General features: G+C 66.8%; 25 protein-coding genes and 1 tRNA gene. 15 read left to right on the plus strand and 11 right to left on the minus strand.

Translation table 11 applies throughout. From position 1 onward, the window contains the following. Positions 1–37 precede the first annotated feature (37 nt). Both BT183_RS11700 and BT183_RS11705 read left to right on the plus strand, forming a co-directional pair. Entirely contained in the window at positions 38–721 is a 684-nt protein-coding gene (locus BT183_RS11700; RefSeq protein ID WP_072343092.1) for a response regulator transcription factor, read from the plus strand. Positions 722–835: 114 nt separating this feature from the next. Then, positions 836–1,294, plus strand: a complete 459-nt coding sequence (locus tag BT183_RS11705; protein WP_072343095.1) for a cyclic nucleotide-binding domain-containing protein — start codon at positions 836–838, stop codon at positions 1,292–1,294. A 184-nt stretch (positions 1,295–1,478) separates the two neighbouring features. Here the strand turns inward: BT183_RS11705 and BT183_RS11710 are convergent, their stop codons facing one another. The 6 genes from BT183_RS11710 to BT183_RS20765 form a co-directional block, all read right to left on the minus strand. Next, positions 1,479–4,163, minus strand: coding sequence for a DNA translocase FtsK (locus BT183_RS11710; protein WP_084603477.1), 2,685 nt, complete (start codon positions 4,161–4,163; stop codon positions 1,479–1,481). A gap of 169 nt (positions 4,164–4,332) precedes the next feature. Then, on the minus strand, positions 4,333–5,694 hold the full coding sequence (locus tag BT183_RS11715) for an ammonium transporter (protein WP_072343098.1): 1,362 nt from the start codon (positions 5,692–5,694) through the stop codon (positions 4,333–4,335). A 26-nt stretch (positions 5,695–5,720) separates the two neighbouring features. Then, positions 5,721–6,059: a P-II family nitrogen regulator gene (locus tag BT183_RS11720; protein ID WP_072343101.1), complete on the minus strand. Its 339-nt coding sequence runs from the start codon at positions 6,057–6,059 to the stop codon at positions 5,721–5,723. Positions 6,060–6,449: 390 nt separating this feature from the next. Next, a complete protein-coding gene (locus BT183_RS11725; protein ID WP_072343104.1) occupies positions 6,450–7,838 on the minus strand; it encodes an ammonium transporter family protein in 1,389 nt (462 codons plus the stop codon). Positions 7,839–7,864: 26 nt separating this feature from the next. Next, positions 7,865–8,203: a P-II family nitrogen regulator gene (locus BT183_RS11730; RefSeq protein ID WP_072343107.1), complete on the minus strand. Its 339-nt coding sequence runs from the start codon at positions 8,201–8,203 to the stop codon at positions 7,865–7,867. An 85-nt stretch (positions 8,204–8,288) separates the two neighbouring features. Next, positions 8,289–8,462: a hypothetical protein gene (locus BT183_RS20765; protein ID WP_177282499.1), complete on the minus strand. Its 174-nt coding sequence runs from the start codon at positions 8,460–8,462 to the stop codon at positions 8,289–8,291. Positions 8,463–8,492: 30 nt separating this feature from the next. Between BT183_RS20765 and BT183_RS11740 the strand changes: the two genes are divergently transcribed. Continuing rightward, positions 8,493–9,734: an FAD-dependent monooxygenase gene (locus BT183_RS11740; RefSeq protein ID WP_072343113.1), complete on the plus strand. Its 1,242-nt coding sequence runs from the start codon at positions 8,493–8,495 to the stop codon at positions 9,732–9,734. Positions 9,735–9,783: 49 nt separating this feature from the next. On the opposite strand, the gene BT183_RS11745 is transcribed toward BT183_RS11740, so the two are convergent. From BT183_RS11745 to trxA, 3 genes are read right to left on the minus strand one after another with little or no spacing between them, the layout of a single operon-like run. Continuing rightward, entirely contained in the window at positions 9,784–10,005 is a 222-nt protein-coding gene (locus BT183_RS11745) for a Trm112 family protein (RefSeq protein WP_072344668.1), read from the minus strand. Between the two features lie 44 nt (positions 10,006–10,049). After that, positions 10,050–10,715, minus strand: coding sequence for an LON peptidase substrate-binding domain-containing protein (locus BT183_RS11750; RefSeq protein WP_072343116.1), 666 nt, complete (start codon positions 10,713–10,715; stop codon positions 10,050–10,052). A 57-nt stretch (positions 10,716–10,772) separates the two neighbouring features. Further along, entirely contained in the window at positions 10,773–11,714 is a 942-nt protein-coding gene (gene trxA / locus BT183_RS11755) for a thioredoxin (protein WP_072343118.1), read from the minus strand. Between the two features lie 169 nt (positions 11,715–11,883). Here trxA and BT183_RS11760 point away from each other — a divergent pair. The 3 genes from BT183_RS11760 (at position 11,884) to BT183_RS11770 (ending at position 13,419) form a co-directional block, all read left to right on the plus strand. After that, a tRNA-Gly gene (locus tag BT183_RS11760) sits at positions 11,884–11,958 on the plus strand. A gap of 145 nt (positions 11,959–12,103) precedes the next feature. After that, positions 12,104–13,183, plus strand: a complete 1,080-nt coding sequence (locus BT183_RS11765) for a cytochrome P450 family protein (protein WP_072343121.1) — start codon at positions 12,104–12,106, stop codon at positions 13,181–13,183. Then, complete coding sequence (locus BT183_RS11770) at positions 13,183–13,419, plus strand: acyl carrier protein (protein ID WP_072343124.1); 237 nt, start codon at positions 13,183–13,185, stop codon at positions 13,417–13,419. Before BT183_RS11765 ends, BT183_RS11770 begins: the two co-directional genes overlap by 1 nt. A 20-nt stretch (positions 13,420–13,439) precedes the next feature. Here BT183_RS11770 and BT183_RS11775 read toward each other — a convergent pair whose 3' ends face one another. Continuing rightward, the gene (locus BT183_RS11775; RefSeq protein ID WP_072343127.1) at positions 13,440–14,216 is read right to left on the minus strand and encodes a hypothetical protein; all 777 of its coding nucleotides are present in this window, start codon (positions 14,214–14,216) and stop codon (positions 13,440–13,442) included. A 198-nt stretch (positions 14,217–14,414) separates the two neighbouring features. Here BT183_RS11775 and BT183_RS11780 point away from each other — a divergent pair, with 198 nt between their 5' ends. Next, entirely contained in the window at positions 14,415–15,182 is a 768-nt protein-coding gene (locus BT183_RS11780; protein WP_072343130.1) for a 3-hydroxybutyrate dehydrogenase, read from the plus strand. A 12-nt stretch (positions 15,183–15,194) separates the two neighbouring features. Here the strand turns inward: BT183_RS11780 and BT183_RS11785 are convergent, their stop codons facing one another. Then, complete coding sequence (locus BT183_RS11785) at positions 15,195–16,877, minus strand: thiamine pyrophosphate-binding protein (protein ID WP_072344671.1); 1,683 nt, start codon at positions 16,875–16,877, stop codon at positions 15,195–15,197. A gap of 296 nt (positions 16,878–17,173) precedes the next feature. Here BT183_RS11785 and BT183_RS11790 point away from each other — a divergent pair, with 296 nt between their 5' ends. The 8 genes from BT183_RS11790 (at position 17,174) to BT183_RS11825 (ending at position 24,881) form a co-directional block, all read left to right on the plus strand. Then, complete coding sequence (locus BT183_RS11790; RefSeq protein WP_072343133.1) at positions 17,174–18,772, plus strand: ABC transporter substrate-binding protein; 1,599 nt, start codon at positions 17,174–17,176, stop codon at positions 18,770–18,772. Positions 18,773–18,876: 104 nt separating this feature from the next. Next, complete coding sequence (locus BT183_RS11795; RefSeq protein WP_072343135.1) at positions 18,877–19,932, plus strand: ABC transporter permease; 1,056 nt, start codon at positions 18,877–18,879, stop codon at positions 19,930–19,932. Beyond that, positions 19,929–20,855 (plus strand): ABC transporter permease, encoded by a 927-nt coding sequence (locus tag BT183_RS11800; RefSeq protein ID WP_084603479.1) that lies wholly within the window; start codon positions 19,929–19,931, stop codon positions 20,853–20,855. Before BT183_RS11795 ends, BT183_RS11800 begins: the two co-directional genes overlap by 4 nt. After that, entirely contained in the window at positions 20,852–21,712 is an 861-nt protein-coding gene (locus BT183_RS11805; RefSeq protein WP_072343138.1) for an ABC transporter ATP-binding protein, read from the plus strand. Before BT183_RS11800 ends, BT183_RS11805 begins: the two co-directional genes overlap by 4 nt. Then, positions 21,709–22,497 (plus strand): ABC transporter ATP-binding protein, encoded by a 789-nt coding sequence (locus tag BT183_RS11810; protein ID WP_210185468.1) that lies wholly within the window; start codon positions 21,709–21,711, stop codon positions 22,495–22,497. The genes BT183_RS11805 and BT183_RS11810 overlap by 4 nt, the downstream gene beginning before the upstream one ends. A gap of 53 nt (positions 22,498–22,550) precedes the next feature. Next, complete coding sequence (locus BT183_RS11815) at positions 22,551–22,904, plus strand: cupin domain-containing protein (RefSeq protein ID WP_072343140.1); 354 nt, start codon at positions 22,551–22,553, stop codon at positions 22,902–22,904. Positions 22,905–22,917: 13 nt separating this feature from the next. Beyond that, positions 22,918–23,691: a FadR/GntR family transcriptional regulator gene (locus BT183_RS11820; protein ID WP_072343142.1), complete on the plus strand. Its 774-nt coding sequence runs from the start codon at positions 22,918–22,920 to the stop codon at positions 23,689–23,691. A 26-nt stretch (positions 23,692–23,717) separates the two neighbouring features. Beyond that, on the plus strand, positions 23,718–24,881 hold the full coding sequence (locus BT183_RS11825; protein WP_072343145.1) for an enolase C-terminal domain-like protein: 1,164 nt from the start codon (positions 23,718–23,720) through the stop codon (positions 24,879–24,881). Positions 24,882–24,957 lie beyond the last annotated feature (76 nt).

The following is a 24,957-nucleotide window of genomic DNA, read 5'->3' on the forward strand; positions in this document are numbered from 1 at the left end:
TATTCGGGCCAGTGACTGTCGCATGAAGGGTAGGGCCATGAACAAGCGCCGCATTCTTATGGTTGACGACGATGCGGAGCTGCGCCGGACGCTGGTGGAACAGCTCGACCAGTATCGCGAGTTCGATATCGTCGAGGGCGGGACGGCGCAGGACGCGATCTCCAAGGTGCGCAACGCCCATGTGGACCTGATGATCCTCGATGTCGGGCTGCCCGACATGGACGGGCGCGAGGCGGTGAAGATCCTGCGGCGCGAGGGGTTCAAGAGCCCGATCCTAATGCTCACCGGCCAGTCGGCCGAGGCCGACGAGATCCTGGGGCTCGAGGCCGGGGCGAATGACTATGTCACCAAGCCCTTCCGGTTCTCGGTGCTGCTCGCGCGCATCCGCGCGGCGCTGCGCCAGCACGACCAGAGCGAGGACGTGGTGTTCACCATCGGGCCCTACAGCTTCCAGCCGGCGGCCAAGATGATGGAATCCACCGATGGCGCCAAAATCCGGCTGACCGACAAGGAAACCTCGATCCTCAAGTTCCTCTACCGGCAGGGCCCCAAGACCATGAGCCGCGAAGTGCTGCTCAAGGAGGTGTGGGGCTACAACAACCGGGTGACCACACACACGCTCGAAACCCACATCTACCGGCTGCGCCAGAAGATCGAGCGCGATCCCTCGCATGCCCGCATTCTCGTGACGGACGACGGGGGCTACCGGCTGGTGCCGTGAGCGATCGGTCGTTAACGCTTCCAGTTCCTTAATGGAATTGCTCTATATGCACAGTTTGCGGCCCCCGCCGCCGGCATGAGGCCGGGTTTGGGGCGGGCCGGGAACTGGGGCAGGATGCAGCTGGACGACGTCGCGACGATCCTGGGCAAGGCGGATTTCTTCGAAATCTGCGACGCCGAGCAGCGCCGTCTCCTCGCCTTCGCGGCCGAGCGGATGCGCCACAAGCCCGGCGCGCTGATCTACAAGGTCGGCGACACGGCGGCGGGCGCCCATGTGCTGGTATCGGGCACGGTGGCGACCACCGCCGATCTCGAGGGACAGGGCGACCCGCATGTGGTCTCGAAGGTGGGCACCGTGTTCGGCGCGATGGCGCTGGTGGTGGCCAAGCCGCGCCCGGTGACGCTCAAGAGCATCGATTATGCCGAGACGCTGTTCGTGCCGCGCAGTGCGTTCAAGAAGCTCATCGACGGCGATCCCGGTCTCGCGGCGCGGGCAGCCAGCCGCATCCGCGAGGAATTGCTGAGCTATCTGGGTGCGATCGCCGGCGTGCGCGGCCGGATCGGCGGGGCCTGACGCCTATCGCCGCCGGCCAGCGGCGGCATTAGACCGACGCGCGGCGTTGGCGTTGTTATCATTCACATCGTAGAAATTCGCCGCTCCGTCGGGCTGTATTCAGTCCGTCCCGCTGCCGGGCGGCGAAGCGTGTGCCGCTTCGCCTCACGCCGGTTGGGAGAGTGCGGGCTGAGGGCTCGTGCCCTCAATACCCGTCCGCATTGTTGCCGACGAGAATCTCGCGCTTGCCGGCGTGGTTGGCGGCCGAGATCACGCCTTCGCGTTCCATCCGCTCGATGAGCGTCGCGGCCTTGTTGTAGCCGATGCCCAAGCGGCGCTGGACATAAGAGGTCGAGGCCTTCTTGTCGGTGAGCACCACATGCACGGCCTTGTCATAGAGCTCGTCGCCCGAACCGCCGCCCTGATCGTCGCCCGTCGCGGTGGCGGGATCGAAGTCTTCTTCTTCCTCGGTGATCGATTCGAGATAGTCGGGCGAGCCCTGTGCCTTGAGATGGCTGACGATGCTCTCCACCTCGCTGTCGGCCACGAAGGGCCCGTGCAGGCGGCGGATGCGGCCGCCACCGGCCATGTAGAGCATATCGCCATTGCCCAAGAGCTGTTCGGCACCCTGCTCGCCCAGGATGGTGCGCGAATCGATCTTGGAGGTGACCATGAAGGAGATGCGGGTGGGGAAATTGGCCTTGATGGTGCCGGTGATCACGTCCACCGAGGGGCGCTGGGTGGCGGTGACCATGTGGATGCCGGCGGCGCGCGCCATCTGGGCGAGGCGCTGGATGGCGCCTTCGATCTCCTTGCCGGCCACCATCATCAGGTCGGCCATCTCGTCGACGATGACGACGATGAAGGGCAAGGGCTCGAGATCGAATTCCTCGCTCTCGAAGATCGGTTCACCGGTCTCGCGATCAAAGCCGGTCTGCACGGTGCGGGTGATGACCTCGCCCTTCTTCTTGGCTTCGCTGACGCGCTGGTTGAACCCGTCGATATTGCGGACGCCGATCTTGCTCATCTTGCGATAGCGATCCTCCATCTCGCGGACGGCCCATTTGAGCGCCACGACGGCCTTGGAGGGATCGGTGACCACGGGGGTCAGAAGGTGCGGGATGCCGTCATAGATCGAGAGCTCGAGCATCTTGGGATCGATCATGATCAGGCGGCATTCGGCCGGGGTCATCCGGTAGAGGATGGAGAGGATCATGGTGTTGATGCCCACCGACTTGCCCGAGCCGGTGGTGCCGGCGATGAGCAGATGCGGCATGCGCGCGAGATCGGCGATCACCGGTTCGCCACCGATGGTCTTGCCGAGGCAGATGGGCAGCTTGCCCTTCATCTTCTCGAAATCGGAGGAGGCCAGCATTTCGCGCAGATAGACGGTCTCGCGCGTCTTGTTGGGCAATTCGATGCCGATGGCGTTGCGCCCCGGCACCACGGCGACGCGGGCCGAATGGGCGCTCATCGAGCGGGCGATGTCGTCGGCGAGCGAAATGACGCGCGAGGACTTGATGCCGGGGGCGGGCTCGAGTTCGTAAAGGGTCACGACCGGCCCGGGCCGGACGTTGATGATGTCGCCCTTGACGCCGAAATCCTCGAGCACGCCTTCGAGCCTGCGGGCCATGGCTTCGAGCCGCTCGGGCTGGTGCTCCTCGGGCACCCCGCTCTGGCGCGGCTCGGCGAGAAGGCTGAGCTCGGGCAGCTGGAAGCCGAAGGGATCATCGAGCAGCGAGGACTGGGCCTCGCGCGTGGCGCGCTGGCCGGGGGCCGAACGCGGCGCAGGGGCCGTGACGCGCGGCGCGGCGGCCGGGGCTGCCACCGGCTCGACGGGCGCGCGCCGTGCGGCGGGACCGCGCTGGGGCGGCACGACGCGCGAGACCGGCGGCGGCTCGGGCATGACGGCAGCCGGATCGTCGTCGAGATCGAAGGGCGCATCTTCGGGATAGAGTTCGTCGGGATCGGGCGCATCCGAAACCGGTTCGGCCGAGCGGCGGGCATGCACCACCACCGGCTCGCGCCGCTCTGGGGCAGAGGCATGGGCGGGGGCGATGGCGGGGGCAGAAACGAGGCTGGGCTCGGCCCGGCTGTCGCGCCAGGCGCCGTCATCGGCTTCGGCTGCCTTGCGGGCGAGAATCGCTGCCCTGGCACGCTTGATGGCGCTGCGGGCGGAAAACCCGAGATGGACGGCGGCGCCGAGCGCCACGTCGAACAGCCCGGCCCGCCCGTCATCGGCGTCAGCCTCGGGCTCGTGGGCACCACGGGTGCCGACCCGGCTGCGCGCCTTGGCCTCGGCCGGCCGCGTTCTGGCGGCGGGGGCGGAAAATCCGAAGCCCATGGCGATGAAGAAGAGCGCAAGGCTGGGCGCGGCGACGAGCACGGCAAAGAGCATCGCCGTCAGGCCGGCTGGCGCCTCGCCGGTGAGCATGGTTGAAAGGCTCAGGAAACCCGTGCCGATGAGACCGCCGAGCCCGGTGGGCAGGGGCCAGCTTTCGGGCACGGCGAGGAAGGCCAGGGCGCCCGTGGCCAGAATGCCGGCACCGAGCCAGGCGATGAGCCGGAGCGGTAGGCGCGAGGGCACCTTGCGGCGCATCAGCGTCCAGCCCCAGAGCGCGGGCGGCACCAAGAGCGCGATGATGCCGAGCCCGAAGACCTGGAAGGAAATATCGGCGATCACCGCGCCGGGAAAGCCGAGCCAGTTCGCCGCCGGCTTGTCGGTGGCGTAGGAAAAGCTCGGATCATCCACCGACCAGGACGCCAGGGACAGCATGACGATCGCCACGAGCCCCAGCACCACGAGCCCGATGAGACGCACCGGGATGGTGATGGCGATGGCCGGTGCCGGGTCCTGGCGAAGGTCTTGGGCGAGATTCTGGCTGGGCATGGGAGGACTTTTCATCATGACGCAGGGCGCGGGAGCCCCATCCAATGCGCCATGCTAGGGGTCCATGGTTAACCCCGGCCTAATCCCCGGCATCGGCAACTCCATCGAACGAAAAGGCCGCCGGCATGATGCCGACGGCCTTTCCGGGAGGAGCCTTTGGATTGCAGGATCAGTTGTAGGCGCGCTCGCCATGGGTGGCGAGATCGAGACCGTCGCTCTCGGCCTGCTCGGAGACCCGAAGCCCGCCGAACAGCGCTTTGACGATCAAGAGCGCCACGAGGGTGACGACGGCCGACCACACCACGGCGATGACCACGGCGGTGATCTGGGTCACGAGCTGGCTGCCCATCGCATAGCCATCGAGCGGGTAGCCGCCGAGCGAGGGGCTCGCCACGATGGCCGTGCCGATGGCGCCCACGATGCCGCCGACGCCATGGATGCCGAAGACATCGAGGCTGTCGTCATATTTCAGCATCGGCTTGAGGGTGATGACCGCCCAGAGGCAGACGACGCCGGCCACGGCACCGAGGACAATTGCGCCCATGGTGCCCGAAAAGCCGGCCGCCGGGGTGATGGCCACGAGGCCGGCCACCGCGCCCGATGCCGCGCCCAGAAGGCTGGCATGGCCGCGCAGCACCTTTTCGGCCAGGGCCCAGGCCAGGGCCGCCGCCGCCGGGGCGGTGATGGTGTTGAGGAAGGCCTGCGCCGTCAGCCCGTTGGCCTCGAGGTTGGAGCCGGCATTGAAGCCGAACCAGCCCACCCACAGCAGGCAGGCGCCGATGAAGGTGAAGGGCAGGTTGTGGGGCGGCTGCGGCTCCTTGAGGAAGCCCCGGCGCGGCCCAAGCACGATGCAGGCGACAAGGGCTGCGACGCCCGAATTGATGTGCACCACCGTGCCGCCGGCAAAGTCATAGGCGCCCATGCCAAAGAGCAGGCCCGGACCGGCCCAGACCATGTGGGCGATGGGCAGGTAGGAGAAGGTGAACCAGAGGGCGAGGAAGGCCATGACCGCGCCGAACTTCATGCGCTCGGCGATGGCGCCGGTGATCAGCGTGGCGGTGATGGCCGCAAACGTGAGCTGGAAGCACACGAACACGAGCTCGGGCAGCTCGAAGGCCGCCGAGAAGGTGGGGGAGGTGCTGTCGGGCGTGACGCCGGCGAGGAAGAGCTTGGAGAGATCCCCGATAAAGGCCGAAAGGCCGCCCTCGCTGGGGCCGGCAAAGGCCAGCGAATAGCCGTAGATCACCCACAAGAGCGCGATCATGGCGAAGCCCGCCAGCACCTGGGTGAGGATCGAGAGCATGTTCTTGGAGCGCACCAGGCCGCCATAGAACAGCGCGAGGCCGGGGATGGTCATCAGGATGACGAGCAGGGTGCACACCAGCATCCAGGCCGTGTCGCCCTTGTCGATGACAGGCACGACGGCGGCGGCGGCCTCGGCCGCGGGGGCGGAGGCTTCCTGCCCCAGAGCGGGCAGGGTCAGGGCCGCAAGCCCCGCGCCCACGCCCAGAAGGGTCTTGGTTTTGAACATAGCAAGAGAACTCCGGATAGGAAGCATCAGAGGGCGGAGGCGCCGGTTTCGCCGGTGCGGATGCGGGTGACGGCGAGGAGGTCGAAGACGAAGATCTTGCCGTCCCCGATGCGGCCGGTCTGGGCGGCCTCGCGGATGGCGGAGACCACGGCGTCGGACTGGGCCTCGTCGACGGCGATCTCGACCTTGAGCTTGGGGAGGAAATGCACGGCGTATTCGGTGCCGCGATAGATCTCGGAATGGCCCTTCTGGCGGCCATAGCCCTTCACTTCCGTGACGGTCATGCCATGGACGTCGAGGGAGTTGAGGGCCTGCCGCACCTCCTCGAGCCGGGACGGCTTTATGATGGCGACGACGAACTTCATGGATGCCTCGCAGGTGGCGGTTTGGTCGACTTCAGAGAGTCAAGCCGCGTGCCAGTTCGTGCCGAGGCGAATTTGCGTTGAGAGTCAGGGCCTTGCCCATCGCGGCTGCAGGAGGCGCGCGAGGCGGGCATTGGCGCGCCTAAATATTGGGCAATTCGGCAAGCGTTTGCCGCTCATTTGGGCGGCAGACGGAGGCTGGCTCCGGTCGGTCCGGGGCGCTTGGCGGGGGTGTGCAGCCCATGCGGTTTGCGAGTGGGAAGCCTCTGTGGCGGGCCAAGAGGAGCATGGGCTGCACGCCGCCGGCAAGCGGCAGGGTTGGGTCCGGCAGCGTGCCGGACCCGGAGGCGGAGATCGGCAGCCCGGCACGATGCCGGGCCACCAGGGTCGATATCACCTGAACTCGGGATAGGCCTCGATGCCGACTTCGGCCTTGTCGAGCCCAAGTTCCTCATCTTCCTCGCTCGGACGCAGGCCGATGGTGGCCTTGATGATGAACCAGACCACGAAGCTGACGACGAAGACGAAGACGCCCACGATGACGATGGAGATCAGCTGGTTGATGAGGTTGGCCTCGCCATTGGTGAAGACCACGGCGATGGTGCCCCAGATGCCGGCGAAGAGGTGGACGGGGATGGCGCCCACCACGTCGTCGATCTTGAACCGGTCGAGCAGCGGCACGGCGAAGACCACGATGATGCCGCCCACGCCGCCGATCAGCATGGCAGTGCCAAGGCCCGGCGTCAGCGGTTCGGCCGTGATCGAGACGAGGCCCGCCAGCGCGCCGTTGATCACGAAGGTCAGGTCGACCTTCTTGTAGACGATTGCGGCACAGACCATGGCGGCAAGGGCACCGCCCACGGCGCCGGCATTGGTGTTGGCCATGATGCGGCCGACATCGGCAACATCACCCACCGAGCCCATGGCCAGCTGCGAGGCGCCGTTGAAGCCGAACCAGCCGAGCCAGAGGATGAACATGCCCAGCGTCGCCAGCGGCATGGACGAACCCGGCATGGCGTTGACCGTGCCATTGGCGTTGTACTTGCCCCGACGCGCGCCCAGCAGGATGGCGCCGGCGAGCGCCGCCCAGCCACCCACCGAGTGAACCACCGTCGAACCGGCGAAATCGAGGAAGCCGAACTGGGTATCGAGGAAGCCGCCGCCCCACTTCCAGGAGGCCTGGATGGGGTAGATCAGCCCGGTCAGGACGACCGTGAAGATCAGGAACGGCCAGATGCGGATGCGTTCGGCCAGCGTGCCCGAGACGATGGAGGCGGCGGTGGCGCAGAACATCACCTGGAAGAAGAAATCCGAGCTGGTGGCGGCATAGGAGATGTCGCTCGCCTGCTCGGCGGTGATGCCGACCGCTTCGAGGATGGCGATGCCGAAGGCGCCGAGATAGCCGCCCCCATCGGAGGTGCCGATCAACCAGTTGTCGCCCGGATACATGAGGTTGTAGCCGATGAGGTAATACATCAGCACCGCCACCCCGAAGAGCGAGATGTTCTTCAAGAGCTGCATGGAGACGTTCTTGGTGCGCACCATGCCCGCTTCGACCATGGCGAAGCCGGCCGCCATGAAGAACACGAGGAAGCCGCCGATCAGCATCAGCAGCGAATTGAGAATGAACACCACATCGACCGACACGCCGGTGAGCACGGCTTCGGCGGCTTCGGCAGCCTCGGCGGGGGCAGTGGCCTCCTGGGCGAGGACGGGGAAGGCAAGGACGAGAGAAGCCAGCGCCGCAGTGCCGCAGAGCTTCGGGGAAAACTTGGAAATCATCGCAGGAACTCCGTGATGGTGCGGCATCAGAGGGCGGAGGCGCCGGTTTCGCCGGTGCGGATGCGGGTGACGGCGAGGAGGTCGAAGACGAAGATCTTGCCGTCCCCGATGCGGCCGGTCTGGGCGGCCTCGCGGATGGCGGAGACCACGGCGTCGGACTGGGCCTCGTCGACGGCGATCTCGACCTTGAGCTTGGGCAGGAAGTGCACGGCATATTCGGTGCCGCGATAGATCTCGGAATGGCCCTTCTGGCGGCCATAGCCCTTCACTTCCGTGACGGTCATGCCATGGACGTCGAGGGAGTTGAGGGCCTGCCGCACCTCCTCGAGCCGCGATGGTTTGATGATGGCGACGATAAGCTTCATGGGCGCCCCTTTCCTTCTGCTGTCGGTCCTTGTGTCGCCGTTGCAGAGTCAAGTGCCGTGCCAAACTGTCGAGAAAGTTAGCAAGTCACTGTCGGTAAAGAGTTTTTTCTTCCAAAGGCGCTGGATCCGTCGACAGGCCATCACTATCGCCGACCGCAAAATGATGAAAAAATGCGCGATGATCGGACTGTAGCTGATATTTTGAGCAGATGCCGTGCGTCACCGCGTGCCTTGCACCGGCCCCGGCAAAGCGCGACATAGAAGGCGATTTCCAGTTAACGAGGACGCCATGCCGGCCAACACCGATGCAGACTATGATGTCGCGATCGTCGGCGGCGGGCCGGTGGGCCTGGCGCTCGCCATCGCGCTGGCGGACGGCATGGACGGTATCCGCATCGCGCTGCTCGACCGGCGCCCGCTTTCGGTGCCGCGCGACCAGCGAGCCTCGACCATCGCGGCGGGCGTACGCAAGGTGCTCGACGGGCTCGGCGTCTGGCCCGGCGTTGCGGGCGTGGCCTCGCCGGTGCGGGCCATGCGCATCACCGATTCGGGGACGGGTGATATCGCCCGGCCACTCTTCTTGAGCTTTTCGGGCGATGTCGCGCCCGGCGAACCCTTCGCGCATCTGGTGCCCAATACCGCGCTGGCCGAAGCGCTCTTGGCGCGGCTTGGCGACAGGGCCGAGATCATCGCACCGGTCACCATCGCGGGCTTTGCCGCGGACCGGCAGCGGGGCCGCCTGACGCTGGCGGATGGCCGGACGATTTCGGCCGCGCTGGTGGTCGCCGCCGATGGCGCGATGTCGGGCCTGCGCGGCATGGCCGGCATCGGGGTCGTGACCCATGACTATAGGCAGACGGGGCTGGTGGCCACTATCGGCCATGAGCACGACCATGAGGGCATTGCCTATGAGCATTTCCGCCCCGCAGGTCCGTTTGCCAGCCTGCCGCTGCTCGATAGTGACGGGCGCGGCCTGCGCTCGTCGCTGGTGTGGACCGAAAGCGCACCCGAAGCAGCGCGGCTCGCGGCGCTGCCACTCGCGGAGGCCGCATCGGCCATCGAGGCGGCCATGGGCTCGGCGCTCGGCGCGGTGACGCTCGAGGGCGCGCTGCAATCCTATCCGCTGCGACTGATCCTTGCCCGCAGTTTCATTGCCGAGCGCCTGGCGCTGGTGGGCGATGCCGCCCATGTGGTGCACCCCATCGCGGGGCAGGGGCTCAATCTGGGGCTGAAGGATGTCGCGGCGCTGGCCGAGACGGTGCTCGATGCCCTGCGGCTGGGGCTCGACCCCGGCCAGGCCGATACGCTCGAGCGCTACCAGCGCTGGCGCAGGCTCGATACCGCGCTGATGGCCATGGTGACAGACGGGATGAACCGGCTGTTTTCCAACGATGTCGCGCCGTTGCGCGCCATCCGCGACCTGGGGCTCGGGGTGGTGGACCGGTTGCCGCCGGTCAAGGGCGCGCTGATGGCGCGGGCGGCCGGCCTCGACGCGCAGGGGCCGCGGCTGCTGCGGGGCCTGCCGGCCTAAGAGGCAAGGGCTGACGAGGAGGACGGGGGCTCACGGGGAGGACGGGGGCTCACGGGGAGGACGGGCGGCGAGCGAGAAGCTGGCCGGTTTCGTCCTCGCTCAACTCCCGCGCCTCGTCGAGGCTGAGCAGCGGCACGCCCTGCCGGATGGGAAAGGCCAGCCGCGCTACCTGCGAGATCAGTTCGCGCCGATCCTGCGAGAGCGAGAGGCGCGTCTTGGTCAGGGGACAGACCAGCATTTCGAGCACGCGCGGATCGACCTGTCGCTCCATCTGCCGGTCCGGCTGGCGCGGCGGCTGACCGGTGTCGGGCACGTTCATTGCAGCGGAGCGGCGCCGGTGCCGCCGCGCGCCATCTCGTATTCGGCCATGGCGATGAGGGTTTCGGCCCGCTCGTTGAGGCTGGTGGCCTCGAGCAGCACCTGCTTTTCCGCCGGCCCGTAAGGGGAGACCATCGAGCAGAAATTGACGAGGTCGGCCGTGCCCGTCTGCTTGATCTCGTCCCAGTTGAGGTCGATCTCGGCGAAGGCGGCATAATCATGCATCATCTTGAGGAATTTGGCGCGATCGACCGCCTCCTCGCCATGGGTGCGCTCGAAATCGCGCTCGAAACCGGACGTCTCGATCTCGACGACGCGATAGGGCAGGCTGAGCCGGCGCTCGGTTCTGACGCGGAAGCGGCAGATGCCCGAGAGGATGACGAAATATCGCCCGTCCGGCTGCTCCTCGAAATGGGTGATGCGCCCGATGCAGCCGACCTCGCGCAGGGAGGCGCGGCCCTTCGGGCTTTCTTCATCCGTCTCGACCGGCTGGATGAGCCCGATGAGGCGATTGCCGGCCAGCGCATCATCGACCATGTCGATATAGCGGGGCTCGAAGATATTGAGCGGCCGTTGCCCGAACGGCAGCAGCAGCACGCCCGTCAACGGAAAGATCGGGAGCGTTTCGGGCAGGTCGGCGAGGCTTTCGGGGCGATGCGCCATCAGGGTCCGATCGATACTGCAGGAGAGGCGCGAGCGCCCCTCACCGGGAAAGTGAGGTCAGGAAAAGAGAACCGCCGACAGCATCCGCCGGCCCTTGAGGGTGGCGGGATCCTTGGGGCCCCAGGCTTCGAAGAGTTCGAGCAGCTTCTTGCGCGCGCCATCCTCGTTCCAGGCGCGATCGCGCTTCATCAGCGCCACCAGCTGCTCTGCCGCCTCGATGCGGCGGCCCTCGGCATTGAGCACCACGGCGAGCTCGAAGCGGGCATCGTGATCATCGGGGTTGGCGGCGACGGCCTGTTCGAGCTCGGCCGATTCGGAGAGCTCGGCGGCCTCCTGCAAGAGGCGGATCGAGGCGATGGCGCCGAGGTAATCCTCGCCCTTGCGGTCGGCCTCGGGCACCATGTCGAGGGCTTCCTGCGCCCGCTCGGGCTGGCCGGCGGCGAGATAGACCTTCGCCATGCCCACGAGCGCAGCCACGGTTTCGGGCGCGTGCTGGAGCACAAGGCCATAGATCTGCGCGGCGCGGTTGAGATCGCCGGCGGCGAGCGCCGCATGGGCGGCTTCGAGGGCCTGCTTGAGCTCCTCGTCGAGCCCGCCCGCGCCCTCGGCCGGCGGGGCCGCCGCAATGACGCGCTCGGCGAAGCGGCGCACTTCGCTTTCGGGCAGAGCGCCCATGAAGCCATCCACGGGACGGCCGCCGGCAAAGGCGAAGACGGCGGGAATGGACTGGATGCCCATCTGGCCGGCCAGCGCCTGATTCTCGTCGATATTGATCTTGACCAGCCGGATCTGCCCGGCCTTTTCCTTGACCACCTTTTCGAGCGCCGGGGTCAGCTGGCGGCAGGGCCCGCACCAGGGCGCCCAGAAATCGACCAGGACCGGAGCATCGCGCGAGGCATCGATGACATCGGCCTTGAAGGCCGCGGTCGAGGAATCCTTGATCAGCCCCGCAGGTGCGGGCGCGGTGCTGCCATTGGGGGTCAAGCCATTGAGGTTCATGTCGATCCTGGTCCTGTTCGGGGCCGTCCCCGTCCACCTGATAGGGCAGCCACGGACACCCCCTCATAGCCTTTTGCAAAGATGAGGAGAATGGGGTTGCAATGCTCCGTGCGATTGGGCATATAGGCGCGCGTCGGGGCGCTGCCAAGTGCAGTCGCCGATGTGGAGCGCGGGTGTAGCTCAGGGGTAGAGCATAACCTTGCCAAGGTTAGGGTCGTGGGTTCGAATCCCATCGCCCGCTCCAATATTCCGGTTCGGTGATCCGGGAGACAAAGGGCCGCGAGGCCCTTTTTGTTTTTCTGCGCATTGTCGCGCATCTGTTGCCGCCAAACCCTGCCGCAGCTTTCGTGCGTCCGCTATCCTCTTGTGATTCAACGGATCAGCGATCGATGCTTGCGCTTGAAGTGAATGCTTTCCTCGGCGAGATCGCGCGGGCACGGAGCGGCTATGGCCCGCCCCAGGTCGCGCCCGCGCTGCCCGATCACCGCAGCTTCCGCCGCGACGGACCGGCCACCCATGTGGTGCTGGCCCCTGGGCTCGTGGAGGCGGTGCTCGGCGCTGGCGATATGTTCCTGCAGGCGGATTTCCACGCCGCGATCTCGGCGGTCGATCGGGAGAGCGCGTGGCACTGGGTGCGGTATTTCATCAGCCACAACCCCATCCAGCATGACGGGCCGGCCCACAAGGCGTCGCGCGAGGCCTTTCTCACCGTCTTTGCGGACGCCTCCCGCAGGCTCGATGGGGCCTGGCGGGCAATTTCGGCGGCCAATCTCGCCGAATTCGCCAAAGGCCATGTCGCGAGCCCTGCCGAGTTCGCCCGGCTTTCGGCGGACCGGTTCATCGAGGCGGTGATCGGGCTGCATGCGCCTGACTTTCCGGCCGGTGCGCTGGCAGGGGCAGACAAGCCATCGGCCAAATCGGTTTTCGGCTATCTGCATTCGCCGGCCCGGCTCGCGGCTGAGGAGGCGAGCCTTGTCGGGCTTGTCGGGGCGATGGGGCGCGAGGGTACGGGGCCGGACGGAGTGATGCCGATGCTTTTGAGCCTCATCGTCCAGGGTCGCGACCCGATGGTGGGCACCATGGCGGCGTTTCTCAACCACCTTCTTGCTCTCGACCCGGAGCAGCGGCGGGCGGCAATCGCCGGGGCGAGCCCGCGCGAGGTTTTTCGCAAGGCGGCGAGCGTCAACTATACCGGGCGGCGCGCCGCCGCGGCGTTTGCGCGGGACGGGCTCGACATCATGCCGGGGGATGCGGTGCTGGTGATCCTGCCGCCGCTGAACGGGCCGCAGGGCGGACCCGATCTGAGCTTCGGGCACGGCGCGCATCGCTGTGCGGGCAAGGCCCTGGCCTACCAGATGCTGGGCATATGGCTCGACGACCTGAGGAAAAGCTGCGACAGCATCCCCTGGCAGAGCCTTGTCGCGGACAGGCGGATGCCGGGTGTTTTCGAGGAATACAGGGCCGCGTGATGAGCAGAACCGCCACCCCGGACGAGGTGATCGCCTTTATTGCGAGCGCGGCCCGGCTCGGCCCCGACGTCGATCCGGATGCTTCGCTCAGCGCGGTGGGTATCGATTCGCTCGATTTCGTCGACCTGCTGCTGTCGCTCGAAACCGAATATGAGGCGAGCCTGCCCATCGAGCAGATGGATGACGGGATGAGCCTGCGGGCGTTTGCCGTGTGGGTGTCGGGCCAGCTGCGCTGAGCCCGACCTCGCGGCCCCGTTCAGGCCGTGGGCGCAACGACCGGCAGCCTGCGGGCAATTTCCCAGCCTGCGAAGCGGGCGTCGAAGCGGGCGAGAAAGGCGATCATTTCCTCGGCGGCGGCATGCCCCTGCGGGCGGTGCCGGATGGGCGATGCCTTCACCATGACCTGCCCCTCGCCATCGACGGCGATATAGAGAAAGCAGGTGGCGATGCCGCGCCGCGCTGCAAGCTCGAGGCAGTTGGGGTTGATGACCCCGAAGGCGCCGGCGGCGTTGCAATAATCTATGGCGACGAGCATGCACCGGTCCGGGCCCATGAGCCGCATCGCTTTTGCCAGGGACACCGCGTCCGAGCGCACCGGCATCTGGTGATCACGGCTGATCCCAAGGCGCTCCAAGCTCTCGGCCACCCCCTCGGGCTTTTCGACGGGACGAACGGCCTGCAGGTCGATCTGGTGGAACAGGGTGCTGAGGAACATGCCGCCCTGATGGGTGTGCACGAACATCACCGGGCCGTTTTCGCGCATCGCCGCCTTGAGATCGCGGTCGCAGGCGATGGTGCAGGGTTTGCGCCGCGCTATGGGGAAATAGCGGCGCAGAAACAGCAGCGCCGAGTGGTCGAGCGTTGCGGGGAAGCGGCTGCGCCCATGTTCCTTGAGGAGGCGGGGGCGGTAGCGCGCGCCGTGGCGGACGCGTTCGAAGGCGGCGCGCTGGTCGGGGGCGCCGGCCAGCAGCAGGTCCTCGGCGAGCGCGATAGGCGCGATGACGTGCTTGGAGGCGAGGGGATCAAGGCGCATCGGGGCAACCTGCTGGCGACCCGATGAGCTAGCACCGCCCCGGCCGCTTCGTCCAGATCGCGGGGACGATGGTTCTCGCGGGGGCCCGCTCCCCTGCTGGGCACGCCCATGCTAGGGTTCGCCACCGTTTCGGAGGTGTGCGGAAAAGCCTGCGGGTTGCACTCCGGCCGCTTGGGAAACGCCGACAGGGAGACCGCCATGACGACCCAGACCCGCATCGCGCTCGTGACCGGGGCCACCGGAGGCATCGGATTGGCGATTGCCCAGCGCTTCGCCTTTGCCGGCTACACGGTCATCGCCCATGGCGTCGAAGCCGAGGGGGTTGCGGAAACCATTCTCGGCCGGGCCGCGACGCAGTATCTGCGCGCCGATCTCAGCCGCCCCGCCGAAGCCGGCGAGCTGGTGCGCGAGGTGGAGCGCGGGCACGGCCGGCTCGACATTCTCGTCAACACCGCCGGGGTGCAGAAGGTCTCGCCCATCGGCGACTTCCCCGTCGAGGACTGGCAGCGCATTCTCGCGATCAATCTCGATGCCGCCTTCCACGCCACGCAGGCGGCGGTGCCGGGCATGGTGGCGCGGCAATGGGGCCGCATCGTCAACATCGCTTCGGCCCATGGGCTGGTGGCCAGCCCGTTCAAATCGGCCTATGTCGCATCAAAGCACGCGCTGGTGGGGCTGACAAAGACCGTGGCGCTCGAGACGGCCGAAGCCGGGGTGACCTGCAACGCCATCTGCCCGGGCTATGTGCTGACCCCGCTGGTCAAAAAACAGATCGCCGACCAGGCCCGCGCCCATAACCTGCCCGAGGATCGGGTGATCCGCGAGGTGATCCTCGCGCCCCAGCCCAACAAGGCCTTCATCGCGCCCGAGGAAGTGGCGGAACTGGCCCATTACCTCACCACCCCGCTGGCCCGCTCGATCACCGGGGCCTCGCTTGCCATCGATGGGGGCTGGACGGCGCGGTAGGTCTCCGGCCCCTCACGCCTTCTGGGCGGCCGCGCGGATTTCAGACAGCGACTGGCCGGCGGTCAGCGCCTCGGGATCGACCTTGAGGTGGATCACGGTGGGCACCCTGGCCTCGAGTGCGCGCTTGAATGCGGGCATGAAATCCTCGGTGCGGTCAACATATTCGCCGCGTGCCCCGAAGGCCCGGCCGAAAGCGGCGAAATCGGGGTTGCGCAGCTCGGTCGCCACCATGCGCGCCGGATAATGGCGTTCCTGATGCATGCGGATGGTGCCCAGCATGCCATTGTCGACGACCACGAAGATCGGCGCCCCGCCGAACTGCATGGCGGTGGCAAGCTCCTGCCCCGTCATCATGAAATCGCCATCGCCGGCGATGCACACCACCGGCCGGTCGGGATGGCGCAGGGCCGCCGCGATCGCCGCCGGCACGCCATAGCCCATCGACCCCGACCCGGGCGCCAGCTGCGTGCCATAGCGGCGGTGGCGGTAAAAGCGGTGGAGGAAGGCCGCGAAATTGCCGGCGCCATTGGTCAGGATGGCGGTCTCGGGCAGCTTTTCACGCAGCGCCAGGATCACTTCGGGCATCTGCACATTGCCCGGCAGGAGGCGCGGGGTCTGCCAAGCCTCGTATTGGGACCGCGCTTCGGCGCGGCGCTCGGCCCAGCGCACAGGCGCGTCGGGAACGAGCGCATCGATATGGGGCGCCATGCCGAGCGGGGTGGCGTTGATGGCAAGATCGGCCTGATAGACCCGGCCCAGTTCGTTGGCATCGCAATGGATGTGCACGAGAGTCTGGGCGGAGCGCGGCACGCCGAGCAGCTCGTAGCTGTCCGAAGGCACCTCGCTCAGCCGGTCGCCGAACAGGATGACGAGATCGGCCTCCCGGATCCGGGCCTTGAGCTTTGGGTTGATGCCGAGCCCGGCTTCGCCGGCATAGCAGCGATGGGCGTTGGAAAAGAGATCCTGCCGGCGCCAGGCCGCCGCCACCGGCAGATCCCAGCGTTCGGCGAAGCGGGTGAGGGCGGCGAGGGCGTCGTCCGTCCAGCGGCTGCCGCCGGGAATGAGGATGGGGCGCTCGGCCCTGGCCAGAAGGGCCTTGAGCGCGGCGATCTGCTCGGGCGCCGGGTGAATCTCGGGCACCTCGGTGCGCCGGGCGGGGATCGCCGAAACCACATCTGTCAGCATGTCCTCGGGCAGGGCCAGAACCACCGGGCCGGGCCGGCCGGACATGGCGATGGCGAAGGCCCGGGCGATCATCTCGGGCATGCGCGCGGCATCCTCGATCTGGGCCACCCATTTGGCCAGCCCCGAAAACATCTGCACATAATCGACTTCCTGGAAGGCTTCGCGGCCGAGAAAGCCGCGCGCCACCTGGCCGACGAAGAGGATCATAGGGGTCGCGTCCTGATGGGCGACATGCACCCCGGCGCTGGCATTGGTGGCGCCGGGCCCGCGGGTGGCAAAGCAGATGCCGGGCCGCCCGGTCATCTTGCCGTCGGCCTCGGCCATCATCGCGGCGCCGCCCTCATGGCGGGTGGTTATGACCTCGATCCGGGCATCGTGCAGGGCATCGAGCACGGCGAGATAGCTTTCGCCGGGCACGCAGAAGATGCGGTCGACCCCTTCGGTCTCGAGCGCGGCCACCAGATGTTCGGCACCGGTCCGCTCGACCGGCTGAAGGGGGGAAGGGGCCATGGTCAGATAGTCCTCGAGGCGAAAGCACAAAGGCCCGGCGCTCGCCCGGGCCGGGTGCGGCGACCATGCCGTGCCGGCCGCCTGTCGCGCAAGCGACGCCGCGGCCCTGCCTCATGCTCTTTTGCCATGCCCTCATTCGGCAAGGTCATGCCGGTTCAGGTCATGCCGGTTCCGATTATGCCGGTTCACAGCAGAGCGAGGTGCGCGCGAAGGGCATCGGACAACCTTGACTCCAGTTGTATGATGTCTAATAACAGACGCCGACTTCTTGCTTCGCAAATGGGAGGACTCTTGCGATGAGAAAGACGATCCTGGCTGCCCTGATGGCAGCCGCTCTGGCCGGGACTTCGGGCATCGCCATGGCCGCGACGCCGGCCGACCAGCTCGTCATCGGCATGAGCATGAACAACATCATCACCTTCGATCCCGCCGCAATGACCGGCCGCGAGACGACGGGCGTGGTGACCAATATCTACGACACCCTCGTCCGCCTCGATCCGGTCGAGCGCACCCAGGTCAATCCCGGCCTCGCCGAAAGCTGGGAGATTTCCGAGGATGGCCGCACCATCACCTTCACGCTGCGCGAGGGCGCCAAGTTCGCCTCCGGCAATCCGGTGACCGCCGAAGACGTCCTGTGGTCATACAAGCGGAACATCGAACTGGGCCTCGTGGGCGCCGGCATCTGGCTGGGCTTCGGCTTCACCGCCGAGAATTTCGACGAACTGGTGACGGCCGAGGGCAACACGCTGACCGTCAACCTGCCCCAGGCAGGCGATCCGCAGCTGGTGCTCTACATGTTCGGCAAGCCCGACACGGCAGCGGTGATCGACAGCAAGACCGCGCTCGAGCATGTGGTTGACAACGACTATGCCAAGGGCTGGCTCACCACCAACACGGCCGGCTCGGGCCCCTACAAGCTCGTGAGCTTTGCCGCCAACGACCTCTTGGTCATCGACCGCAACCCCAATTACTGGGACGATCCGGCGGCGATGACCCGCGTGCTCTTCCGCCACATGCCGGAAAGCCAGACCAAGCGCCTGATGCTCGAGCGCGGCGACATCGATGTCGGCCTCGCCCTCTCGGTGCCCGACATCAACGCGCTTTCGACCAACCCGGATGTCGAGGTGCAGGCGGTGCCGGCGGCGGGCTTCTACTTCCTCGGCATGTCGATGAAGGACGAGCGCTTCGCCAACCCCAAGGTGCGCGAGGCGCTGCGCCACCTCATCGACTATGATGGCATCAACGAGACCATCATGCCGAACTATGGCGTCAAGCGGCAGCGGCCGGTGGCGCTGGGCGTGCTCGGCGCGCTCGAGGATCCCGGCTTCGACCTCGATATCGAGAAGGCCAAGGCGCTGCTCGCCGAAGCCGGCTATGCCGATGGCTTCCCCGTGCAGCTGCTCTCGCTCAACGAGGCCCCGTTCCTCGATGCGGCGACCGCCATCCAGGGCACGCTGGCCCAGGCGGGCATCACCGCCGAGATCGTCACCGGCGGCGGCAACCAGGTCTACGGGCCGATGCGCGAGCGCAATTTCGAGCTCATCGTGGGTCGTGGCGGCGGCGGCCAGGAGCCGCATCCGCATTCCAACCTGCGCGCCATGGTGATCAACCCCAACAATGCCGACGATGCCGGGCTTTCCGGCGTCATCGTATGGCGCACCTCGTGGCAGGACGAACAGGCCAACCAGATGGCCGCCGATGCCCTGCTGGTCCGCGATCCGGCCGAGCAGGCCGCCGCCTATGAGGCCATCCAGCAGCGGGTGGACGAGGTGATCCCGGCCCTGCATGTGTTCTCGCAGGCCGTCGATACCGCCGTGTTCCGCGCCGATGTCGAGAACTACCAGACCCATTACGGCTGGACGACGCGGCTCGAGGACGTGACCAAGTCGCGCTGATGCAACAGGCCGGCGGAGCAACGCGCTTCGCCGGCCTCCTCAATTGACGGACGCGGCGGAGCGCCGCCATCCTCGCTCTGCCCAGTGCCTCAGGGAACCGACCCATGACCCCGCAAGCCGCACCGCCGCCTGCTTCGAGCTTCGGCCCCCGCCTGCTGTCGGGGCTGGGTGCGGTCGGCTCGGTGGTGGCCACCCTGATCGGGCTTTTGTTCCTGACCTTTGCCATCGGGCGGCTGATGCCGGTCGATCCCGTGCTCGCCATCATCGGGGATGAGGCGACGCAGGCGACCTATGACCGGGTCTACCAGCAGCTGGGGCTCGACCAGCCGGTCTATGTGCAGTTCTTCCGCTACGTGTCGGACATCCTGCGCGGCGATTTCGGTGTTGCGATCCTCACCGGCCGGCCGGTGATCGAAGACATCATACGGGTGTTCCCGGCGACGGTGGAACTCGCCACCCTCTCGATCCTGATCGGCGCCGGCATCGGCGTGCCGCTCGGCGTGCTCGCTGCCACCCGCCGCGACCGGATCGAGGACCATGCGGTGCGCTTCATCACGCTGATCAGCTATTCGACGCCGGTGTTCTGGCTCGGGCTGATCGGGCTGATTGTGTTTTACGCCATGCTGGGCTGGTCGGGCGGCACTGGCCGCGTCGAGATCTTCTATACCGGCATCGTGCCGCCCATCACCGGCTTCCTTTTGATCGACAGCCTCATCACCGGCAATATGGATGTGTTCTGGAGCGCCCTGCGCAACATCTGGCTGCCGGCCGCGATCCTCGGTCTTTCCTCGATGGCCTATATCAGCCGCATGACGCGCAGCTTCATGATCGAGCAGCTGGGGCAGGAATATATTCTTACCGCCCGCATCAAGGGCATGTCCGAGAGCGCCGTGATCTGGCGCCACGCCTTCCGCAACATCCGCGTGCAGCTCGTCACCATCGTGGCGCTCGCCTATGGCAGCCTGCTCGAAGGCGCCGTGCTGATCGAGACGGTGTTCTCCTGGCCCGGCTTTGGAGGCTATCTCACCTCCAACCTGATGATCGGCGACATGAACGCGGTGATGGCCTGCGTGCTGCTGGTGGGCGTCATCTTCATCGGGCTCAACCTGCTCTCGGATGTGCTCTATCGCGTCTTCGACCCGCGGACCAAAGCCCAATGAGCACCGACCTCTCCTCCGCGCCCCGCCGCGGCCTTTCGCACTGGCTATCGACCGACGAGATCACCTCGGGCCGGCAGGCCGCCGCCCAGCGCGCCTACTGGGGCTTTGTCGGCTTCATGGGCAATCCGCTCGCGGTGATCGGCGCGCTGATCATCCTGCTGCTGATCATCTCGGCGGCCTTCGCCCCCCTCGTCGCCACCCATGATCCGATCGCGCAGAACCTGCGCGCCGCCCTGCAGCCGCCCAGCGCCGCCAACTGGTTTGGTACCGACGAGCTTGGCCGCGACATCTATTCGCGCATCGTCTATGGCGCGCGCATCACCCTCACCATCGTGGTGCTGGTGTCGGTGATCGTGGGCCCCATCGGGCTCTTCGTGGGCATGCTGGCCGGGTTCGTCGGGGGATGGACCGATCGCATCCTGATGCGCATCACCGATATCTTCCTTTCCTTCCCCAGCCTCGTGCTGGCGCTGGCCTTCGCCGCAGCGCTGGGGCCGGGGCTCGAAAATGCCGTCATCGCGATTGCGCTGACCGCCTGGCCGCCGATCGCGCGGCTGGCACGCGCCGAAACCCTCACCATCCGCTCGTCGGACTTCATCGCTGCGGCGCGGCTCGTCGGCGCCTCGCGGCTGCGGCTGCTGTTCCGCCATGTGCTGCCGCTCTGCCTGCCCTCGGTGATCGTCCGGCTCTGCCTCAACATGGCGGGCATCATCCTTACCGCCGCCGGGCTCGGCTTCCTCGGGCTGGGCGCCCAGCCGCCCTCGCCCGAATGGGGCGCGATGACCTCGGCGGGCCGCCGCTTCATGCTCGACAGCTGGTGGGTGGTGACCATGCCGGGTTCGGCCATCCTCATCGTCAGCCTCGCCTTCAACCTCTTCGGCGATGGCTTACGCGACCTCCTCGATCCGAGGCATTCCAAATGACGACGTCCACCGATCCGCTGCTGTCGGTCAAGAATTTGCGCGTGCGCTACGTCTCCTCGCGCGGGGTGATGGACGCCGTGCGCGGCGTGAGCTTCGACCTCGGGCGCGAAAAGCTCGCCATCGTCGGCGAATCGGGTTCGGGCAAGTCCACCGTCGGCCGCGCCCTGCTCAAGCTCCTGCCCGGCTCGGCCAAGGTAACCGCCGACACCTGCCGCTTCGAGGGCACGCACCTGCTCGATCTTTCGCCCAAGGCCATGCGCAAGGTGCGCGGACATCGCATCTCCATGATCCTGCAGGACCCCAAATATTCGCTCAACCCGCTGATGACGGTGGGTGAGCAAGTGGCCGAGGCCTATCGCGTGCACCATCCCGGCGCCCGCGCCGAGGCGCGCGAGCGGGCCCTCGCCCAACTGGCGGCGGTCAAGATCCGCGATCCCGAGCATGTCTACGGGCTCTACCCGCACGAGATTTCGGGCGGCATGGGCCAGCGCGTGATGATCGCCATGATGCTGATCCCCGATCCGGCGCTGATCATCGCCGACGAACCCACCTCCGCGCTCGATGTCACCGTGCGCATGCAGGTGCTCGCCATTCTCGATGATCTCGTCAAGGAGCGCGGGCTGGGGCTGATTTTCATCAGCCACGATCTCAACCTCGTCAAAAGCTTCTGCGACCGGGTGCTGATCATGTATGCCGGGCAGGTGGTGGAGGAATTGAAGGGCTCCGAGCTCGACGAGGCCAAGCATCCCTATTCGCGCGGCCTGCTCGCCTCGCTGCCGCGGCTGGGCGAGCGGCGCGAGCGCCTCTCGGTGCTCGAGCGCAAGCCCGAATGGCTCATCGAGGGAGCCTCCCGATGACCGCGCCCATGCTCGAGGTCGAGAACCTCTCACTCCATCTGGGTGAAGGCACCCGCCGCCGGCTCATCCTCGATGGCGTGTCGTTTTCCCTCAAACCCGGCGAAAGCTTCGGGCTGGCGGGCGAATCGGGGTCGGGCAAATCCACCGTGCTGCGCTGCATCGCCGGGCTCTACCGGCACTGGACCGGCACCATCAGGCTTGATGGCGAGCCCCTCGCCGCCCGGCCGGAAAAGGATCGCTGCCGGCTCGTGCAGATGGTCTTCCAGGACCCCTATGGCTCGCTGCATCCACGGCACAAGATCGATACCATCCTCGCCGAACCGCTGCGCATCCACGGCATGGGGGATGTCGATCGCCGTGTCGACCGTATCCTGACGCAGGTGGGGCTGGGCCCGCGCTTTCGCTATCGCTATCCCCACCAGCTCTCGGGCGGGCAGCGCCAGCGCGTCGCCATTGCCCGGGCGCTGATGCTCGAGCCGCGCATTCTTCTGCTCGACGAGCCGACCTCGGCGCTCGACGTCTCGATCCAGGCCGAGATCCTCAACCTGCTGGCCGACCTGCGCACCGAGCTCGATCTCACCTTCCTGCTCGTCAGCCATGATCTGGCGGTGATCGAGCATATGTGCCACTCCCTTGCGATCATGCGCGCCGGGCGTATCGTGGAGACGCTGAGCCGCGAGACCCTGGCCCATGGCACGCCGGAAGCGTCCTATACCGCCGCCCTGATCAAGGCCTCCGAGCGCTATGATCGGGAACTGGCGGGCGTTCTGGCGCGCGAGGACTGACGACACGCAAGAGCCGCGCCTTCTCACGTCGCGGCAAGAAGGAGACGACTGCAATGGCCGAGGCCCATTCCCCCACCTTCAACGAGGGCAAGGACATTCCGTGGCGCGATTTCGGCGAAGGCCGCCGCCAGCAGATTCTCGCTTACCGCGACGATCTGATGATGGTGCGCTTCGAATTCGCCGCGGGCTCGGTGGGCGAGCCGCACCGGCATCCCCATTCGCAGTGCGCCTATGTGGAAAAGGGCGTCTTCGACATGACCATCGATGGCGTCACCCGCCGGCTCGGGCCGGGGTCGGCTTATGTCGTTGACCCGGACGTGCTGCATGGGGTGGTGTGCATCGAGGCCGGTTCGATGATCGACTGCTTTACCCCGCATCGCGCCGATTTCATCGCCGCCAAGCCCTGAGGATTTTCAAGAGATGGTCGAGCTCACCCGCCGCGGCAGCCTGTCCGACCAGATCGTCACGGTCGTGTCCGGGCGCATCCATGAGGGCGTCTACAAGCGGGGCGAGCAGCTGCCGACCGAGCAGGTGCTGATCGAGGAGTTCAAGGTTTCGCGCACCGTGGTGCGCGAGGCCATCGCCAATCTCAAGGCCAGCGGGCTGGTCTCGGTGCGCCAGGGCGTCGGGGTGTTCGTGCAGCGCGATGCCCCGATCCGCCCGTTCTTCATCTCCGAGGCCAATATGGACCTCGTGAAGGAGGCGACCCGCGTGCTGGAGCTGCGCATCGCGCTCGAAGTGGAGGCCGCCGCCCTCGCCGCCAGCCGCCGCGATGCCAAGGCGCTCGCCCAGATCGAGGCCGCCTATGCCGAGATCGTGCGGGTCATCGAGACGGGCGAGGATTCGGTGCAGGCCGATCTCGACTTCCACCGCAGCGTCGCCGAGGCCACCGGCAACCCCTATTTCCTCGGGCTCTTCAACTATCTGGGGGAATTGCTGTTTCCCCGCACGCGGCTCAAGAACGCCATGCTCTCGGGCAAGGTGCGGCAGGATTATCTTAACCTCTTCAACCGCGAGCACGGCAACATCTTCGAGGCCATCAAGCGCGGCGACAGCGACAGCGCCCGCGCGGCCATGCGGCTCCATCTCGTCAGTTCCAAGATGCGGCTCGAGGCCGCCGGCCCCGATGGCCGGCCGGGCCCGCTGCCGACCCCGCCCGCCGAACCGGCCGCTCCCCGGCCGGACATCACCTGACCTTCCCGAAAGACCGCAGCTCCTTCATGGCCACCATCACGCGCTTCATCATCTCCACCTTCGACTACCAGCTCGACGGGCTGGCGGTGGACGAGTTCTCCAACACCGTGTTCAAGAAGGGCTCGAGCGTCACGCGGCGGGGCATCACCGTCACGGTCGAAGACAGCGAGGGGGCGCGCGGCCGTTTCGTCAATATCGACAACGACACCGCCACCACGGCCCAGACCATCGCGATCGCGAAACTGCTGGTGGGCCGCGACGTCGATACGCGCGAGCAGATGTATGACGACGTCAAGCGCATCCAGCGCAAGATCGGCGCCTTCGGCTATCCCAATCTCGACATCGCGCTCTGGGATCTCGCCGGCCAGCGCGCCGGCATGCCGATCTGGAAGCTGCTGGGTGGCTATCGCAAGAGCCTGCCGGCCTATGTCTCCACCTTCCATGGCGACCGCAATGGCGGGCTTTCCTCCAAGGAGGCCTTTGCCGATTATGCGCAATGGAGCCTCGAACAGGGGTTCAAGGGCTTCAAGATCCATGGCTGGTCGGCCGGCGACCGGCGCGAGGAGGCCGAAAACGTGCTCCATGTCGCCGAGCGGGTCGGGGGGCGGATGGATCTGATGCTCGACCCGGCCTGCGAGCTCAAGACCTTCGGGGATGCGCTCTATGTGGGGCGGGCCTGCGACGAGGGCAATTACTTCTGGTACGAAGACCCCTTCCGCGATGGCGGCTTCTCGCGCCACGCCCACAAGAAGCTGCGCCAGATGATCAAGACGCCGATCCTGATGGGCGAGCATATCCGCGGGCTCGAGGCCAAGGCCGACACCATCACCACCGAGGCCACCGATTTCGTGCGGGTGAACCCGACCCTCGACATGGGCATCACCGGCACCATGAAGATCGCGCATCTGGCCGAGGCGCATGGGCTCGATGTCGAATATCACGGGTGTGGGCCCAGCCAGCGCCAGTGCATGGCGGCGACCCGCAATGCCAATTATTACGAGCTGACGCTCTGCGCCCCCGGCATCGGCAACCCCAAGCCGCCGATCTACACCTGCGGCTATTCGGAAAGCCCCGAGGCCATCGATGCCAATGGCCATGTGCCGGTCTCGGACCTGCCGGGCATCGGGGTCAGCTATGACTGGGATTTCATTGCCCGCAACACCGCCGACACGGTGACGGTTTCGGCCTGACCCGGCCGCACCGAGGGGCTTGGGCCCTGCCCGCTCTCGAGCGAGCGCGCAGGGTCTAAAGCAGTGCTGGCCTCTC

Origin of the sequence: Devosia enhydra (assembly GCF_900119845.1) — a bacterium.
Lineage (GTDB): Bacteria > Pseudomonadota > Alphaproteobacteria > Rhizobiales > Devosiaceae > FPKU01.

Coding starts and splice junctions, on each gene's coding strand:
- BT183_RS11740 (WP_072343113.1), top strand. CDS start 8,493: ATGCCGGCCAACACCGATGCAGACTATGATGTCGCGATCGTCGGCGGC.
- BT183_RS11715 (WP_072343098.1), bottom strand. CDS start 5,694: ATGTTCAAAACCAAGACCCTTCTGGGCGTGGGCGCGGGGCTTGCGGCC.
- BT183_RS11780 (WP_072343130.1), top strand. CDS start 14,415: ATGACGACCCAGACCCGCATCGCGCTCGTGACCGGGGCCACCGGAGGC.
- BT183_RS11800 (WP_084603479.1), top strand. CDS start 19,929: ATGAGCACCGACCTCTCCTCCGCGCCCCGCCGCGGCCTTTCGCACTGG.
- BT183_RS11825 (WP_072343145.1), top strand. CDS start 23,718: ATGGCCACCATCACGCGCTTCATCATCTCCACCTTCGACTACCAGCTC.
- BT183_RS11750 (WP_072343116.1), bottom strand. CDS start 10,715: ATGGCGCATCGCCCCGAAAGCCTCGCCGACCTGCCCGAAACGCTCCCG.
- BT183_RS11805 (WP_072343138.1), top strand. CDS start 20,852: ATGACGACGTCCACCGATCCGCTGCTGTCGGTCAAGAATTTGCGCGTG.
- BT183_RS11785 (WP_072344671.1), bottom strand. CDS start 16,877: ATGGCCCCTTCCCCCCTTCAGCCGGTCGAGCGGACCGGTGCCGAACAT.
- BT183_RS11775 (WP_072343127.1), bottom strand. CDS start 14,216: ATGCGCCTTGATCCCCTCGCCTCCAAGCACGTCATCGCGCCTATCGCG.
- BT183_RS11810 (WP_210185468.1), top strand. CDS start 21,709: ATGACCGCGCCCATGCTCGAGGTCGAGAACCTCTCACTCCATCTGGGT.
- BT183_RS11815 (WP_072343140.1), top strand. CDS start 22,551: ATGGCCGAGGCCCATTCCCCCACCTTCAACGAGGGCAAGGACATTCCG.
- BT183_RS11820 (WP_072343142.1), top strand. CDS start 22,918: ATGGTCGAGCTCACCCGCCGCGGCAGCCTGTCCGACCAGATCGTCACG.
- BT183_RS11765 (WP_072343121.1), top strand. CDS start 12,104: ATGCTTGCGCTTGAAGTGAATGCTTTCCTCGGCGAGATCGCGCGGGCA.
- BT183_RS11745 (WP_072344668.1), bottom strand. CDS start 10,005: ATGGAGCGACAGGTCGATCCGCGCGTGCTCGAAATGCTGGTCTGTCCC.
- BT183_RS11770 (WP_072343124.1), top strand. CDS start 13,183: ATGAGCAGAACCGCCACCCCGGACGAGGTGATCGCCTTTATTGCGAGC.
- BT183_RS11790 (WP_072343133.1), top strand. CDS start 17,174: ATGAGAAAGACGATCCTGGCTGCCCTGATGGCAGCCGCTCTGGCCGGG.
- BT183_RS11795 (WP_072343135.1), top strand. CDS start 18,877: ATGACCCCGCAAGCCGCACCGCCGCCTGCTTCGAGCTTCGGCCCCCGC.
- BT183_RS11730 (WP_072343107.1), bottom strand. CDS start 8,203: ATGAAGCTTATCGTCGCCATCATCAAACCATCGCGGCTCGAGGAGGTG.
- BT183_RS11710 (WP_084603477.1), bottom strand. CDS start 4,163: ATGCCCAGCCAGAATCTCGCCCAAGACCTTCGCCAGGACCCGGCACCG.
- BT183_RS20765 (WP_177282499.1), bottom strand. CDS start 8,462: ATGTCGCGCTTTGCCGGGGCCGGTGCAAGGCACGCGGTGACGCACGGC.
- BT183_RS11705 (WP_072343095.1), top strand. CDS start 836: ATGCAGCTGGACGACGTCGCGACGATCCTGGGCAAGGCGGATTTCTTC.
- trxA (WP_072343118.1), bottom strand. CDS start 11,714: ATGAACCTCAATGGCTTGACCCCCAATGGCAGCACCGCGCCCGCACCT.
- BT183_RS11720 (WP_072343101.1), bottom strand. CDS start 6,059: ATGAAGTTCGTCGTCGCCATCATAAAGCCGTCCCGGCTCGAGGAGGTG.
- BT183_RS11700 (WP_072343092.1), top strand. CDS start 38: ATGAACAAGCGCCGCATTCTTATGGTTGACGACGATGCGGAGCTGCGC.
- BT183_RS11725 (WP_072343104.1), bottom strand. CDS start 7,838: ATGATTTCCAAGTTTTCCCCGAAGCTCTGCGGCACTGCGGCGCTGGCT.